The sequence below is a fragment of the Jeotgalibaca sp. MA1X17-3 genome (assembly GCF_021513155.1).
GTDB lineage: Bacteria > Bacillota > Bacilli > Lactobacillales > Aerococcaceae > Jeotgalibaca.
Window position 1 is genome coordinate 2,383,282 of record NZ_CP090983.1, and the last position, 15,339, is coordinate 2,398,620.

Consider the following 15,339-nt stretch of genomic DNA (forward strand, 5'->3'; position numbering starts at 1 on the left):
CTTTGCTTGTTATTTTTTTAGTTCAACATGGTATTGAAAATATTATTATTTTCGGCTAAGCAGTTCTTACTGTGCGAAAATTGAATGACTCCTTCATATTTTTCATTGTAAATAGGTAATTCCATTGTACTAGAGCCATAGTCGGCACAGCTATAATCACGTTGTCCCCCATTTATTAGCGCATTATCATGAACCCAAACATTTTCACAGGATGACAAGAAACAAGCAAGGCGAGGAAAGTCAACAATCGTGTTATGGGCAATCTCAATATCTTTAAAAATTGGATAAGTCGTTCTTCCTTTTGGTAAATAAACACCCATATAAATTACTGCCATTTGCCATGCATTTAAATCACAGTGACGAATGATATTATGTTGAATTAATAGATCTGTTACTCCTTGTCCTTCACTCCATCTGCTTTCACTACCGGTCTCTATTTGGATTGCTGCACCTTGAATATTTTCAAAAGTATTATTTTCTACAATACCATGGCTTCCTTGTAACAATAACCCCCGTGCCCGGTTATTTGTAAAGCGACAGTTACGGATAATATAATAGTCAGTCCCATAACTTCGATTAAAAACGATGCAATCCTCTACTAGGTTGCTAGGAAGTGGCAAAGCTAACTGTAGTTGGCAATTGTTTTTTTCAGGAAAATACTGAACCTTAGTGATTCTTGACGAATAACCACTTGGAGACAAGTCGGGCATCCTAATCTCAATGGAACCACCAATTTCAAATTGTAGTTTATCCTCATTAACGCGTTCCAACAGAATTGTATCATCATTTATTTTAGTAATACCCATACTCGAGTTATCATGGAGGTTAACGCAATCATCTCCCGCGCCTGAAAAATCACAATCTTCAATTATAATGTAGCCTTTTGAATTACCTACATGTAAACAATCGACTGATACCGAAATGCTTCGGAACGTTCCTGGTCGTGGCTGAATTTTACAATGACTAAAATGCAAATGATGTACGGAACCAACATTTAAAAAACCACCACCGGGACAGCCGTATATCGTTACACGTTCAAAGGTAATATGAGAACTTTTAGTCGTTCTGATTGCTTCACAATCGTACTCAAAATGACGAAAATTATAGCAATCTCCTTCATGAAAATGATTAACAGCCCAAGACGAATCTTGAGGAAACATTCTTAGTGTATTATCATTTACACGTTCTATTCTTTTTGACAAAATATTATCTAACTCTCGTACAAGTGCAGTCATTTCTTTATTACTCTCTGCATCAGAAGTAGCTTTGGTATGTTGATTTTCGTAAGGCCGAAATTCAATTCCTCCTTCAGCTCCAGGAGTATAGCGCTTAGGATCAAACGGCCCTACAATACGAATGTCCATATTAGAATCGATGACATCATATCCGGGAAATTGAATATCTAGATAAGAGCCTTTATTTCCCACTTCTTTAATGACACCAACACTAGCTAAAGCGCCCGCGTTCCAATCCCAATCTAATATAAGATTCTTTATCATGAGGCGTTTGCTGAATTTGATATCAAGAAAGTCTTTTGCTTGATGAAAAATAAATTCACTACCAGAACCTTCAATGGTAAAATCACTTAAATGATGCAAACCAATAAAGTAAGTTAAGTCCGTTTGATAGAAATGGTATACTCCTTTAGGTATTAAAAGTGTTACTTCAGGCTTATCTTTACAGTAAGCAATAGCCCGCTCTATCGCTAAAGTATTACAAAATCCATTTTCAGCTTTTGCTCCCCATTCAGTAATATCGACAATTTGACCGACACCTGTTGGTAAATCAATGATGATGCTATTGTGATTAAAGTGATTCATTAATCATCATCCTTTCACACCAGAGGACATGATATTAGCCTTTAATTGTTTAGAGAAGAGTAAGGTCACAATGATAACAGGTAGAATTGTGACGAGAGCAATCCCCATTAAAGTATTCTGTTTCGTACTTGTATTATTAGACAGGCTGTAAAGAGCCACATTTAGCGTCCATAAATCTTGACGTTCGGTAACCATCCAAGCCCAAAAAAATCATTCCAATTTCCTAAAAAAGTCTGTAAAGCAATCATCGAAATGATGGGTTTTGAGAGAGGCATACATATTTTTGTAAACAAAAAGAAGTTGGAAGCACCATCTAAACGAGCAGCTTCAAAGAAAGAACCAGGAATACGATCAAAAAAGCCTTTAAATAAGTAGATATAAAAACCAAATGGATACAAGAATGGTAATAATAATCCTGCATAATTATTATACGCTCCCATCTCTCGGTACATGATTAGCTGGGGTACCATGATACTAACGAATGGAACCATCATTGCACCAAGGAAGAAAAGTAAAGTCCATCTGGCTGCCTTAGGACTAAGAAGATGGCTAATGACAAAAGCACAAATCGAGCACAATAATACTTGAGAGATAATTGCAAAACTAATTACTAAAACTGTATTGAAAACAAAGGTCATGAAGCCATATTTAGCAATTTTTTCATTATTACCGTAGACATACTGTGGTAATTTCATATAGTGTACGAAACTTTCTAGTAGCAAAGAATTTTTCTTTGTCAGACTCGAAATACTAAGTTGCCCTACAATCGGTAATTTTTCTTCTGTAAAACCAATAATCTTTTCTTGAATATCTAGTTGGCTAATTGTTGGAGCAACTTGTTTTTCTAAACCATCTTCATTAAATTCGTAACCAATTTTAGTTGCAGTTCGCTCTGCTCGATCTTTATGTAATAAAGTATCTTTATTAATAACGGTTCCTTCATAAATACCATAATCCTTTTCAAGTTGAAGCTCTACTTGATGAGCACGAGAGTGAAAAATGGTTTTTCCTTCTTTCACTCCAAAAAAATTAATTTCAAAAATTGATTCACGATTTAACTTTGTATAAGCACCAAACATAATACTAACTAAGTCTTTTTGAATCATTTCTTCTAAAGAATCAGGTGACTCTAGCTGAGTGTAGTCTAAAACTACATCTAATGATTGAGCAGCATCTGGTATTAACTTAGGTGGTGTGTCGTAAATTTTAGAATTGTCTTTCATAGAATTACTAATTGTTAGGGCGAATGGAAATAATATAAAGAGCACCGATAACGTAGTAATAATAATCGCTACAATTCTTAAAGATTGATCACCTAAAGATGGCTTTATTTTTTTCATTTCTTTACCCCTTTTCTGTATTTTCAAAACGCATTTGAATAGCCGTTACAGTCAATGTGACTAGCATCAATATTACTGAAGCAGCAGACCCTCGCCCATAGTTATAATCATTATTGAATGTATTATAGATATAAATTCCTTGAGTAGTCGAAGCACCACTTGGACCACCTGCTGCAAACATGTATGGAGCATCTAATAATTGAATCGATGCTGATACAGCAATAATGAGTTGAATGAATATAATAAAGCGTATATTAGGCAAGATTATATACCAAATCTTTTTCCATGCTGTGCAACCGTCTAGAGAGGCTGATTCAAAAATATCAGTGGATATTCCTTGAATAGCAGAAAGGTACAATAACACACCTACTCCTCCACCAATCACACCAGGAAAAATAATACAAAATTTAACTAAATTAGGATCACTTAGCCATGTTTGAGTTCCTAACCCTAACAACTTCATTAATTGGTTAGCTATACCATAATCTGGGTGCCAAACCCATCTCCAGATTATCACATTTACGGTAGTAGGAATTAATATAGGTAAGACATAAAGAGTGGACAAAACACCTTTAAATCTTGTTAATTCATTTAAAAATAAAGCTTGAATAATCGGAATAAAAAAGGTCATGGAAATCTGTAAAAGTAAAAATACAGCGGTGTTCATCCATGATTGCCAATAATGTTGTGTATGAAGCATATTTTGATAGTTACTCAACCCAACAAAATTACCAGGTTGATTAATCGGATCATAATCAAAAAAAGAAATATAGAATGCTTTTAATATTGGGTAATATTTTAACCATAAAGTAAAAATAACTGGAACCAAGAGAATAAGCCAAGGTGTCATTTTTTGTCGCCAAAAATAACTTTGGTAGCTTTTTTTCATTAATAAAACATCCTTTCTGTGTACTCATGGTAACAAATAATTCAGAAAATTCAGATACACATTATCAACTAAAAAACTCAACATTTTTATCATTTTTCTATTAAAATTAGTAAACGTTGATTTTTTTGCCTATAAGAGTTGATAATGTAACGTTTACATCAATTTATTTCTACCCTATACTTGTATTGTATTAACAGAAATAATTATGAGGAGGAAAAAATATTATGAAAAAGAAACGCTTCATCTCTTTATTAACCAGTTTTAGTATCATAGCAACTGTACTAGCAGGATGTGGGAATGAAACTTCTGGGGACTCCCAAACAGATTCTTCAGCAAATGTCAGTGGAGGGGAACAAGAAACTGTCGAGTTAACTGTTTGGGAAGTAAGTCGAGGTGCTGATGAATTTAGAGAAGAACAAGAACAAGCTTTTCTAAAGGAGTATCCATGGATTAAATTAAACAAAGTTGTAAAAGAAGGCGATCCAGGAAATGATTTTTATCAAGCGGTTTCTTCAGGAACGGCACCAGACTTTATTGAAGCCTCATTTACAATGATAGATAAGTTTATCGCTGCAGGAGTAGTGGAACCTTTAAACGGATATATGGATTCCTGGGATGAATCGGGTCAATTCAATGAAACGTATTTAGACATGTTTACTAAAGATGGGAATATGTATACTTTACCAAATGAAATATCACCTATGTTATTTGGTTATAATAAAAAACTATTTAAAGAAGCTGGAATTGAGAATCCCCCAGCCAATTGGGATGAAGCCTTAGAAATTGCTAAAAAAATAAATGATCCCGAAAAACAAATTGCTGGATATGCTACCTTGACTGCTGAATGGACCGAATGGTTCTTCCAGTACTATGTATGGCAAGCAGGTGGAGACTTAACTCAAGAAAATGAAGATGGCACAATCGAATTAACCTTTACAGATCCTGCAGTGATTGAAGCTGCTGAATACTATCAAGAGCTTGCTTCCAGTAAAGTATTGCAAAGTGATCGTACACTAAAATTTGGTGATTTGCTGACTCAATTTAGCCAAGATAAAATTGCGATGATGCCTTTTGCAACCGATTGGATCAAAGATGTGGCAAACCAAGGAATGGATATAGATGATATTGGTTTAATCATTCCGCCAGTGGGTTCCTCTGGTGAACCTGTAACTGCCATTGGTGGTAGCGGTTACTTGATTAATGCTAAAACAAGTCAAGCCAAAAAAGATGCTGCTTGGGAATATATCAGTTGGTTTATGAGTAATGAACAACGAACTGCTTTCTATGAAAATGTTGCTGGTAAAGGAGCACTCGCCCCAATTATTTTAGGAAGAACAGATATGAGTGCCTCTGATTTTGGTGATTTCCCTGAGGAATACGATCAAGTTTTAGAAGAAGCTAATGACATTGGTCGATTTGAATTTTATGGAAAAGCTGATTTTGCTTCTTATGTTGATCGCGCCGTTCAAAAAATATTAGCTGATCCAAATGCAGATCCTGAAAAAGAATTTAGAGAAGCACAAGAATTAGCTGAAAAAGAAGTTTTAGAGTCTTTCAACGAATTAAATAAAGTAGAATAAGATTTTATATATCAATATAAAAATAAATTTCAACAAAAATTTAAAGAAATCTGTATCCTTATTTTTAAAGGACACAGATTTCTTTTTTATATGATAAAATGATTAATAGGTTCGAGATAAAAACATAATGTATGCAGACTTTTGGTAACGCTTTCCAAAAATGTGTCATTTATCTGGAAGTCTACATTCATCTTCAGATAAGATCATTCTTATAATAACTTCAATAAAAATAATGATGAAATTGCGAGGAAGTAAGATGAGAAATAAGATAGCTCAATCTAAAGTTGTAAAAAGTTTAATAAAAAAACTAAGAAAAGTTCATATATTTTCAAGACTTTTACTTGTTTTTTGTTCACTAATTATTATACCCACCATTTTCATAACTTTATTTAATCAAAATAGTTACGCAAAAGAGATCGAGCAAAGTAATCGTAATTATCTTTCTATGCTTACAAGAAATGCTCAGTTTAAACTCGAACAAGAAGCCTCTCGTTTTGAAACGAACATGACCAAAATCACTCAAAATGATTCTTTATTGACTGCTCTTAAGGAAAATTTGGCTATTGAGCAGACCTCTTCCAACATAGAAACAAATACTCAATTAGTAAAACAACAACTAGCTACGATTCAAAATAATAGTTCTGGAATTAAATCTTTAATTTTGATTACGAACGATAGACAGTATAGTGTGGCGAGATATGATGGCATTTCTTCTACTGTACTCGTAAAAGATTTATCTGCTTTTTACAGTAGTAACATCTACAAAGAAACAATTAAAGGGAATGGTTACCCTACTTGGATAGATGGAACAAATGAAACCTCTCAGCTTTTTTTTGAAAAGAGGAGTGATTTTGTGGGGTTAATTGGGAGTGTGGTTTTAAGTTATCAATTATTCGAACCTAGTACTAAAACACCTCTTGGAGTTTTAGTTTGTTGTATTTATCCATCATATTTTTCAAATATGATGGAGGAATATTCTAATCAAGATGGAGGAAATACATATATTGTTGGGGAAAATGGATTAGTTGAGGGAATCCATGCTCAGTCTTCAGGACCTGCTTTTCCTGAAATGAGAAAAGGTTTGCTTTCGCAAATTTTTATAAATCATCAAGGCTTTACTCTTCTGGATGTTCATAACAAAGAAATTATAGCTAGTTACAGTGGAAATTCAGCCTTTCCTTTACACATCGTTAATCTCACTTATAAAGATTCCGTCTTGGAAAATGTCAAATCAATTGGGTATAGAAATACGATTATCCTGATTTTTGTTCTGATTATTGGAATTATTCTTTTCTATCTAACCGCAACAAGTGTCTCCAATCCAATCAAAAAATTAATTAGAGCAATGCAACGTGTTAGTGAAGGTGACTTTTCAGCAACCTATAAATCAAAGAGCCAAGATGAGGTAGGTGATTTATGTGTTCAATTTGATAAAATGGTTCTCGATATGCAAGAACTTATTGAGCAAGTTTATATTTCCGAAATTAATCAAAAAAATCTAGAGTTAAGTGAAAAGAATGCTCAATTAAATGTCCTACAAATGCAAATCAGCCCTCATTTTTTATACAATACATTAGATATTATTAGGTGGCAGTGCTTGTATGAAACAAATGGAAAAAGTGATGCTGCGAATATGATCGAAAAATTTTGTCAACTTTTGCGGATGATGACCAATATTAACTCTCATGGTGAGATGTTAAGTGAAAGCTTATCATATGCAACCTCTTATGTAGATATTATCAACTTTAGATTCAAAAATAAAATAAACCTTTATCAAAATTCTACAGTGAATCCAACACAATTTTATCTACCAGTCTTATCTTTGCAACCTATTATTGAAAACTCACTTAAACATGCTTTTCCTGAAAAAATAAGTAAAGACCATAGCATTTGGATTGATATTTCTCTCCACAAAAAAGAAAAGCTATTTATTTCCATAACAGATAATGGACTGGGAATGAATCAAGAAAGATTAAAAAGCATTCAAGATTCATTACTTGATCCTAAAATAAATAAAGAAAATATTGGTATACAAAATATTAATCAACGCTTTAAACTTTTCTATGGAGATCAGTACCAAATTAATATTGAAAGTAAGTTAGGTATTGGGACAAGTGTCACTTTAATCATTCCAACAACTATGTCCAATGAGGAAGGAAATCTAAATCATGTATAAAATTCTATTAGTAGACGATGAAGATATCGTCTTAGAAGGACTTATTCGTTTTGTAGACTGGAAAAAAGCTGGTTTCCAAGTAGTAGAGGCAGTTACTAGTGTTAATCAAGCTTTAATGGTACTGGAAGAAAAAATGGTTGATTTAGTAATTACAGATATACAAATGCCTATTCAAAATGGTTTAGAATTAATTGAATTAGTAGAAAAAGATTTTCCACAAATAAAATCAATCATATTATCAAGTTATCAAAATTTTTCCTATGCACAACAAGCCATTCGTTTAGGGGCTATTGATTATTTAAATAAGCCTATTAACTTTAACGAGTTGGATGAAGTATTAGAAAAAACTAAGAAAATGTTAGATCAAGAAAAAATAATCAATGATTCTGATTTTTATAAAATTATGGCACAAACGACTATCATGAATTTAGTCAATGGATTGCCATATGATTCAGAAAAAGTAAAGACTTGCTTAAATATAGCTATTCCCATTATTGCTATAAGAGTAATCGGACAAAATATTAATACCAATTCAACAGGAACTACGTTATCTGCTTTACTTGAAGAAAAATACTCACCTTGTTGGATCATTCCATTAAGAGAACATGAATTATTAATTATTATAGAGTCCACGATTACCCCTGATTATTTGTATTCGGATTTATTAGGTTTATTCCAATCGCTAATCGTTACGGTAAAAATTGCTATTGGAATTTCCAAGCAACATTCAGGGTATAAGGGAGTGTATAAAGCGTCTTCAGAAGCTGGTAAAGCTGCTCGCTATCAAAACGCTCGTAATTCTAGCGGGATCATCAGTTACGATAATATAAAAGATATTTATAGTGAAGAAAATAACCATAATCAAAAATATATTCAATCACTCATTCAACTCTTACTATCTGAAAACCATTCACAATTAATCCCGACCTTCAAAAATTTTCTATTTCTTATTCAACAAAATGAATCCAATCCTTTATTGAATATTCAACGTTTTTGTACAGAGTTAGTATTAGAAATGGATACACCCGTTCAATCTTATTCATTTTCTGAGACGGAGCGCCATACAAATCTTAGTGAGATACTGATTTATATTCACGATGAAATAAATATATTTAAAATAGAACAATATGTAATTCAATATTTTGATGAAATCTTAAAAAAAGCCAAATTAGAAGTACCTAGTCAATCGATTGAATTGATTGCTCAAATTGAAAATTATATTCAACTCCACTATTCTGAGCACTTAACGTTGAACACTCTTTCAAAAAACTTCTATATCAGTCCTGTTTATTTAAGTCGCTTATTTAAAAATAAAGTGGGTATAAATTTTATAGATTATTTAACAAATTTACGAATTAAAAAAGCAAAACTTTTATTTAGTGATGAAAACCTAAAAATTTATCAAATTTCAGAAATGGTCGGATACAATAACCCTAGATATTTTGCCAAAGTATTTAAAGAAATGACTGGGTACACACCTCAAGAATATCGAAATATTCATTTTTGATATAAAAAAATTAAAGTTCATTTTTTAAGAAATCTCGAAATTAAAGAGTACTATGGAAAGTTCTCTACAAAAGAACTTCCCATAGGTATTTTAACTTATTCGCCATCTGTAATAGGTTCGTAATCCATGATCCCATTTATATGGCTCCTTACTTTGCTTTCAACTTTGTAAATAGGAAAATTATATTTTATTAAATCTTCTAGAATTATTTTAAAGAGAGGTAAGAAAAATAAACTTACTTAAATAAGGCTTATGAAGAAGCGTTTTTTTCTTTTTTATGATTTTCTTGTCTTTTTCGTAAGGTTATATACCCAATGATTACAATTACTAACGTTCCTAACGTGTCCACAATAATATCTTTCATCGTGTCTCCCAAGGCTGCTCTCCCAATGAGAACCTCTCCTTTTGCAGTAATAAACTTTTGCATATTCGTTCCCAGAAAACCATCTGCTAAAAATTCGTATATTTCCCAAACTACACCGGCTGTAATTGAAAAACAAAAAGCAAAGAATGATACAAAGAAAGGACTCAATTTTAAATTTAATTTTTCAGTGTCATTTAAATAATCAACCAGAGTAAATCCTAATGCACCTAACATCATTGCGCTAAATCCATGAAGAATAACGTCCCAATAAGGAATTCGATAATAAAAATCACGAACTTCTCCTAGATAAATCGCACAAAATAAAAAGATAAAATACATAATTTCAATCCCATTGGGAATATGTATTTGAAAGCGATTCTCTACTTCTTTTGGTAGAAAAATAACAATGGTACCAACTAAACATTGTAACACCATCAAGACATAATCACTTTTTACTCGTTCACCTTGAATCGTAGCCACTCCACTAGGCGCTAAAATAAACATGATTACAGAATAAATTAAAGAAATAACTAAAAGTGTCAGTACAATATAAAAAATGATCTTTTTCCGCTTTTCATACTTATCCATTTTACTTGTCATAATTTTTTACACTTCCTATCTTTTTCCGATAAAACATCTATACTACCTTATGCTCTCTTCTTTGTACAATCATTAAAAAAAGAAGAAACTAGAAATAGTCTCTCCTTTACAATTTATTTCTTTTTCGAGGTTTTTTTAGGTTTCTGTAAATGCTGATTTAACCAATTATAATAGTAGTCCTCTGCGGTTAGCAATAAGAAATCATCTTCCAGTTTATCAATTGCCATATAAATTTCTTCCACGCTTCCAGGACTATATTGTTCGTCATCTACTGTTTCTTCCCACTTTTGAATATCTAATTCTTTTTTACCGAATACTTTCCGGCAGTTTTTATTGGATTCTTGAAGGATTTTATAATAGCGTTTTGCACTTAATTCATCATCCAATTTAATGGAAAGAACAATCAATGGTAGCAACATTAACGCATTCGACTCTTCGTATCGGTTATACAACGAGAGTGCTTTTTCTTTTTCTTCCAATTCACAATACAAAGCCATCAAGTCATAACGACCACCTAAATTATCCATTTCATTTAGATATAAAATCTCTTCTAATTGTTCAACTGCTTTTCGTTTCATTCGTCTTTCTTCGTATGCATGGACTAATTCATACTTTGCTAAAATAAAAGGACGCGTTTCTAGAATAAGCCAATAGGATCCTATGGAATCTTTTCCCATCAATCCTTGTTTTTTTAGTGATTCTTCTGCATCCTGAAGAACCTTTTCTAAATTTTTCAAAAATAAAGGAGAGTTCTCTTCTAAAGCCATTAGACGTGCCTGTAAATTATCTGGTTCTTCTTTTAAGATTGCTTTAATAAGGCTTTGGTATTCATTTTCTGACTCCGCAAAAGGTAGCTTTTCAAATAAATGAGCGGTTTTATTTTCGCTAGGGAAACGTGCAGGAATGACATTTTTATTTTTTTCCACATTTTGACGAAAAAAGCTTCTACTGCTTCATCTACAGAAGAGTATTCTTCTTTATGTTCTGCCATAAATTTTTGTAACTGGCGGAAAACTTCCTCTTTATCTTTCATTATGTCTCTCCTTCTCAAAATATTAACCATATTTTACCATATTCATTAGCGAAGAGACTACCATAAAAAACAACATCTAGGTTTGATGTTGTTTTTTACTTTTTATAGGAGATGAAGTAGTTGTGTAGCGATACTAAAGTAAATCAATAATCCCATTGCATCATTAATGGTCGTAATAAACGGACCAGAAGCAATTGCGGGGTCAATTTTTAATTTATTAATGAGAATTGGAATAACAGAACCCACTACTGTTGATAAACTCAAGGTTATAAATAGTGAGAATCCGATAATTAACGCCAAAACTATATTCTGATAAAAAATTCCAACACCCAGGGCTAATACAAATCCAGCTGCAGATCCAATCATCATTCCTGCACCTAATTCTTTTAACACATTTTTCCAAAATTCTTCACGTGTTCGTTCTTCACCCATTGAAATATTTCGGACGGCTACCGCTAAGGATTGAGTCCCAACATTCCCAGCCGAGTCCATTATAACAGGAATAAAAGCTGCTAAAATAACAACTTGGTTAAGAGTATCTTCAAAAGAACTAATTAATGTGGCACTGATCATTCCTAAAAAGATTAGAATAATAATCCAAGGCATTCGGACTTTTGCAGTTTGCCAGGTACTTTCTTCTCCTCGTTCTACTTTTTCTTTGGCTCTACGAATAGCAGAAAAATCATTAAAGTCTTCGGTAACTTCTTCTGCTAAGATATCCATTACGTCATCTACTGTTACAATCCCAAACATCACGTCGTCTTCATTTAAAACGGGTACTGCTAGTAAATCATAATCTTGAATCATTCGAGCAACTGCCTCTTGGTCATCATCAATCCGCACAAAAGCTAATTGTGTTAGCATAACATCCTTAACTAACGTATCTTCTGGATGAATAATCATATCACGAAGCGATAAGATTCCAACTAATTTACTATCTGTATCTACTACATAAATATAATAAACCATTTCTGTTTCTTTCGCGAAAGTACGAACCAGTTCGGTTGTTTCTTTCAAAGTATTTTCAGAAAAGACACTAATAAACCCTTTATTCATAACCGAACCTGCTGTTTCTGGTTCATAAGCAAGCATTTCTTCAACTTTACTTCTTTCTACAGCATCTAAGAAATTTAAAAGAGTTTGCTTTTCTTCTTCATCTCGATAGGACAAAAAATCTACTACATTATCTATTTCCATATAAGGAAATAAATAGGCTATAAATTTAGCAGAAAAGGCTTCGTAGGCTTCCGTTTGATCAGCAGGATCCATCCATTCGAATAAATCAGCAAACTCACCAGGTTCTAGAAAATTTTCTACCTTTTTTCTGTTTTCTGGATAAAGAAGGTGGAACAACTCAACTTGGTCATTGGTATGAAGCTTTAGAAATAATTTTCTGAATTTTTTCCGATTGTTCTCTTTTGCTGCTTTGTAGACTCCTTCATAATATATATCTTTTCTGTCATCAATTCTTTTCAAAATTATCATTCCTTTCAGGAAGGCTCAATGGATAACCTTCTACTGTTTTTCTTTGTAATGTATGTACGAAGTCTTGCAAATTTCTTATCGTTCGACAAGACGGAACGGAATCCATCTGAACCACCTCCCTTAAGGTTTTAATTTTGAACACAAAAAAAGCACACCTCAAAGAGCGTGCAAAGAAACTACTAGTAGCAGCTCTTTAAATGGTTCTATTTTGCACCCCTTCATTGAGTTTCAGCACTGTACAGCATAAGGCAAAGCCCAGCTACGTTAAGAATTTCCTTAATTCGAAAACCCCTGTTAACCCGTTGGCGTCTTTGGACATTTCTGGGCAGCAGCATATCTCTTATACAGTAGCCTCACCTAACAAGGCTATTTAATTTTGTCTGTTCATTCATTGTAGGACAAACCAGCTTAATATTCAACTACCTCACTTGCTCCATTCACTTTCTTTGTCTTCCATCTTAGATTGCCTTACAATACTCACATAAGAGAAATATATATAAAATATGGAGGAATCAATATATGAAAAAATTATTATTTATTAGTATGGCAAGCTTCGTGTTAGGTGCTTGTGCAACCGACACAACTACTGAGGACGAAACAACTTCATCTGAAGCTGCTGTTTCTGAATTCATGTCGACAGAATCTTCCATTGTTGAAGAATCTGCTACCGTAGTTGAATCAGAAGAGATTGAAGCAGATGAGGGAACAACGGATGCCGACCTCGAAGATGTCTCCGATTCTGAACTAGAAGGCGCAGAAAAAGTTTCTGAGTATGCAGAATATGAAGAGCTAGATGCACAAGATATTTTCAATCCATCCGATTATGATGGTCATTTAGTAACGGATAACCAAGGAACACGTGTATTCCTTTTCAGTGATGGAGATAACCAAATGTACAAAACTATTTTTGTGAAAAATAATAATCGTTTGAAAGTAATTGATTTACAAGCAGATCAAATGGTTTACAACGAACAAATTAATTAAAGTTACAAATTAAAACTTCGTAGCCCTTTTAAAAAGGCTACGAAGTTTTTTAATAAAAAATAAAATTTAATATGAATAGAGCCTCTTTATCCTAGCCTTCTTAATAAATATAAGGGTTTTCATTTTTACTTCATCAAAAAATATCTTATACTACATATAGAGATAAACGTTTGTATATTCGGGTATTCGTCCATTGGCGTCTCTTGATTTATTAAAGAAATTTATGTATGGAGAGGAGAAAAAAGAATGAGTAGAGTATCAAGTTTCTTAAAAGGTTTAGTAATCGGTGGAGGTTTAGGTTTGTTATTTGCACCTAAATCTGGTGATGAATTGCGTAAAGAGTTAATGAGTAAGGCAGACGAGGCAGCAGATCGTGCCAAAGATGCTTCACAAGATTTAGCAGATAAAGGTGAAACAATTGTCGACAACGTAAAAGATACTGCACAAACTGTTGGAAATAAAGCAAAAGAAACAGCTAAAGAAAACAAAGAACAAATGGAGCAATTGGCGAAAGAGTCTGCAGATGTTGTAAAAGATAATGTAGAAGATACGAAGAAAGAATTAGATAAAGCCGATCATAAAAAGAATAATTCTAACAAGTAGAACGGATTTTAAAAATGAAACAAAAGGTTGACCCAACAAACTGTATCTAAAAAATCCACTTGAGCTATTGTAGAGCTCAAGTGGATTTTTTTATCATAAGAGATTGCTATTCGTCATTTTCCTTATATAAGTTAATGCTAGATCAGAAATATCTTCTCTTAAGAAACAGAAAATCCGTACATCATCTCTATTTTATTAAAAAAATTGATTTATGATAAGATTAAAATAAAATTTCAAAGGTGGTTCTTATGCAACAGTTATATTTCGTTCGTCACGGACAAACTGAGTTGAATGCGGCTAATCGTGTGCAAGGTGGAGATATTGACTCTCCCTTACTAGAACAAAGCCGAAAAGATGCTATTAAAACAGGTTTGGCATTAAAGGATGCCTCTGTATCAAAAGTAGTCGCTAGTCCCCAGCTACGGGCTAAAGAAACGGCTCAGATTATTGTCAGCCAACTTGATTCCCGTCTTTCTCTAGAAGAAGATGTGCTTTTAAAAGAATTTGGATATGGTGAGTGGGAAGGAAAAGATATCTCCGAATTACATGAGAAGTATCCTACATTACTCCATCAACTGAGAAAAGAGCCTCATCTTTACGATCCTTCCTCTTTTGGTGGGGAGACTTATCCAGATTTAATTTTACGGGGAACTCAATCGATTCTGTACCATGTGAAAAATAATCCTGAAAAAAACATTCTTTTTGTTGGTCACAGTATTACTTTAACGGCAACAATCTTATCGTTAGTAGGTTTTCCATTAGAAGAAATCCGTTCTCAGACACCAATGGAGAATACAAGTATCACTCGCCTCATTTATAATCAAAATGAATTCAAGTTGGATCAGTGGAATTACATTGAACATTTAAAATAAAAGAAAGAGGAGCTGGGACTTTATCCAGCTCTCTATTTTTCTTCAATCTTTTATAATAGATTGAAGAAAGATACAAGTTCCCGTAT

The 15,339-nt window shown here is 33.0% G+C and carries 12 protein-coding genes and 1 riboswitch; of the genes, 6 read left to right on the forward strand and 6 right to left on the reverse strand.

Going from position 1 to position 15,339, the window contains the following annotated elements; translation table 11 throughout:
- Window positions 1-17 precede the first annotated feature (17 nt).
- The 3 genes from LZ578_RS11845 to LZ578_RS11855 all read right to left on the reverse strand — a co-directional run bounded on the left by LZ578_RS11845 (window position 18) and on the right by LZ578_RS11855 (window position 4,049).
- Window positions 18-1,820, reverse strand: coding sequence for a right-handed parallel beta-helix repeat-containing protein (locus LZ578_RS11845; protein WP_235145368.1), 1,803 nt, complete (start codon window positions 1,818-1,820; stop codon window positions 18-20).
- Between the two features lie 161 nt (window positions 1,821-1,981).
- Complete coding sequence (locus LZ578_RS11850) at window positions 1,982-3,160, reverse strand: carbohydrate ABC transporter permease (protein WP_235145369.1); 1,179 nt, start codon at window positions 3,158-3,160, stop codon at window positions 1,982-1,984.
- A 4-nt stretch (window positions 3,161-3,164) separates the two neighbouring features.
- Window positions 3,165-4,049, reverse strand: a complete 885-nt coding sequence (locus LZ578_RS11855; protein ID WP_235145370.1) for a carbohydrate ABC transporter permease — start codon at window positions 4,047-4,049, stop codon at window positions 3,165-3,167.
- 224 nt (window positions 4,050-4,273) lie between these two features.
- On the opposite strand from LZ578_RS11855, the gene LZ578_RS11860 reads away from it, so the two are divergent.
- From LZ578_RS11860 to LZ578_RS11870, 3 genes are all read left to right on the forward strand, one after another.
- On the forward strand, window positions 4,274-5,629 hold the full coding sequence (locus tag LZ578_RS11860) for an extracellular solute-binding protein (RefSeq protein WP_235145371.1): 1,356 nt from the start codon (window positions 4,274-4,276) through the stop codon (window positions 5,627-5,629).
- Window positions 5,630-5,885: 256 nt separating this feature from the next.
- A complete protein-coding gene (locus LZ578_RS11865) occupies window positions 5,886-7,805 on the forward strand; it encodes a sensor histidine kinase (protein WP_235145372.1) in 1,920 nt (639 codons plus the stop codon).
- On the forward strand, window positions 7,798-9,312 hold the full coding sequence (locus LZ578_RS11870; protein WP_235145373.1) for a response regulator: 1,515 nt from the start codon (window positions 7,798-7,800) through the stop codon (window positions 9,310-9,312). The genes LZ578_RS11865 and LZ578_RS11870 overlap by 8 nt, the downstream gene beginning before the upstream one ends.
- Before the next feature lie 250 nt (window positions 9,313-9,562).
- Here the strand turns inward: LZ578_RS11870 and LZ578_RS11875 are convergent, their stop codons facing one another.
- The 3 genes from LZ578_RS11875 to mgtE form a co-directional block, all read right to left on the reverse strand.
- The gene (locus LZ578_RS11875) at window positions 9,563-10,276 is read right to left on the reverse strand and encodes a hypothetical protein (RefSeq protein WP_235145374.1); all 714 of its coding nucleotides are present in this window, start codon (window positions 10,274-10,276) and stop codon (window positions 9,563-9,565) included.
- Window positions 10,277-10,389: 113 nt separating this feature from the next.
- Window positions 10,390-11,202, reverse strand: coding sequence for a hypothetical protein (locus LZ578_RS11880; protein WP_235145375.1), 813 nt, complete (start codon window positions 11,200-11,202; stop codon window positions 10,390-10,392).
- Between the two features lie 209 nt (window positions 11,203-11,411).
- The gene (gene mgtE / locus LZ578_RS11885) at window positions 11,412-12,785 is read right to left on the reverse strand and encodes a magnesium transporter (RefSeq protein ID WP_235145376.1); all 1,374 of its coding nucleotides are present in this window, start codon (window positions 12,783-12,785) and stop codon (window positions 11,412-11,414) included.
- A 217-nt stretch (window positions 12,786-13,002) separates the two neighbouring features.
- A riboswitch (M-box (ykoK) riboswitch) is annotated at window positions 13,003-13,166 on the reverse strand.
- 147 nt (window positions 13,167-13,313) lie between these two features.
- Between mgtE and LZ578_RS11890 the strand changes: the two genes are divergently transcribed.
- The 3 genes from LZ578_RS11890 (at window position 13,314) to LZ578_RS11900 (ending at window position 15,253) form a co-directional block, all read left to right on the forward strand.
- Window positions 13,314-13,778 (forward strand): hypothetical protein, encoded by a 465-nt coding sequence (locus LZ578_RS11890; RefSeq protein WP_235145377.1) that lies wholly within the window; start codon window positions 13,314-13,316, stop codon window positions 13,776-13,778.
- 246 nt (window positions 13,779-14,024) lie between these two features.
- Window positions 14,025-14,381 (forward strand): YtxH domain-containing protein, encoded by a 357-nt coding sequence (locus LZ578_RS11895; RefSeq protein WP_235145378.1) that lies wholly within the window; start codon window positions 14,025-14,027, stop codon window positions 14,379-14,381.
- Window positions 14,382-14,629: 248 nt separating this feature from the next.
- A complete protein-coding gene (locus LZ578_RS11900) occupies window positions 14,630-15,253 on the forward strand; it encodes a histidine phosphatase family protein (RefSeq protein ID WP_235145379.1) in 624 nt (207 codons plus the stop codon).
- Window positions 15,254-15,339 lie beyond the last annotated feature (86 nt).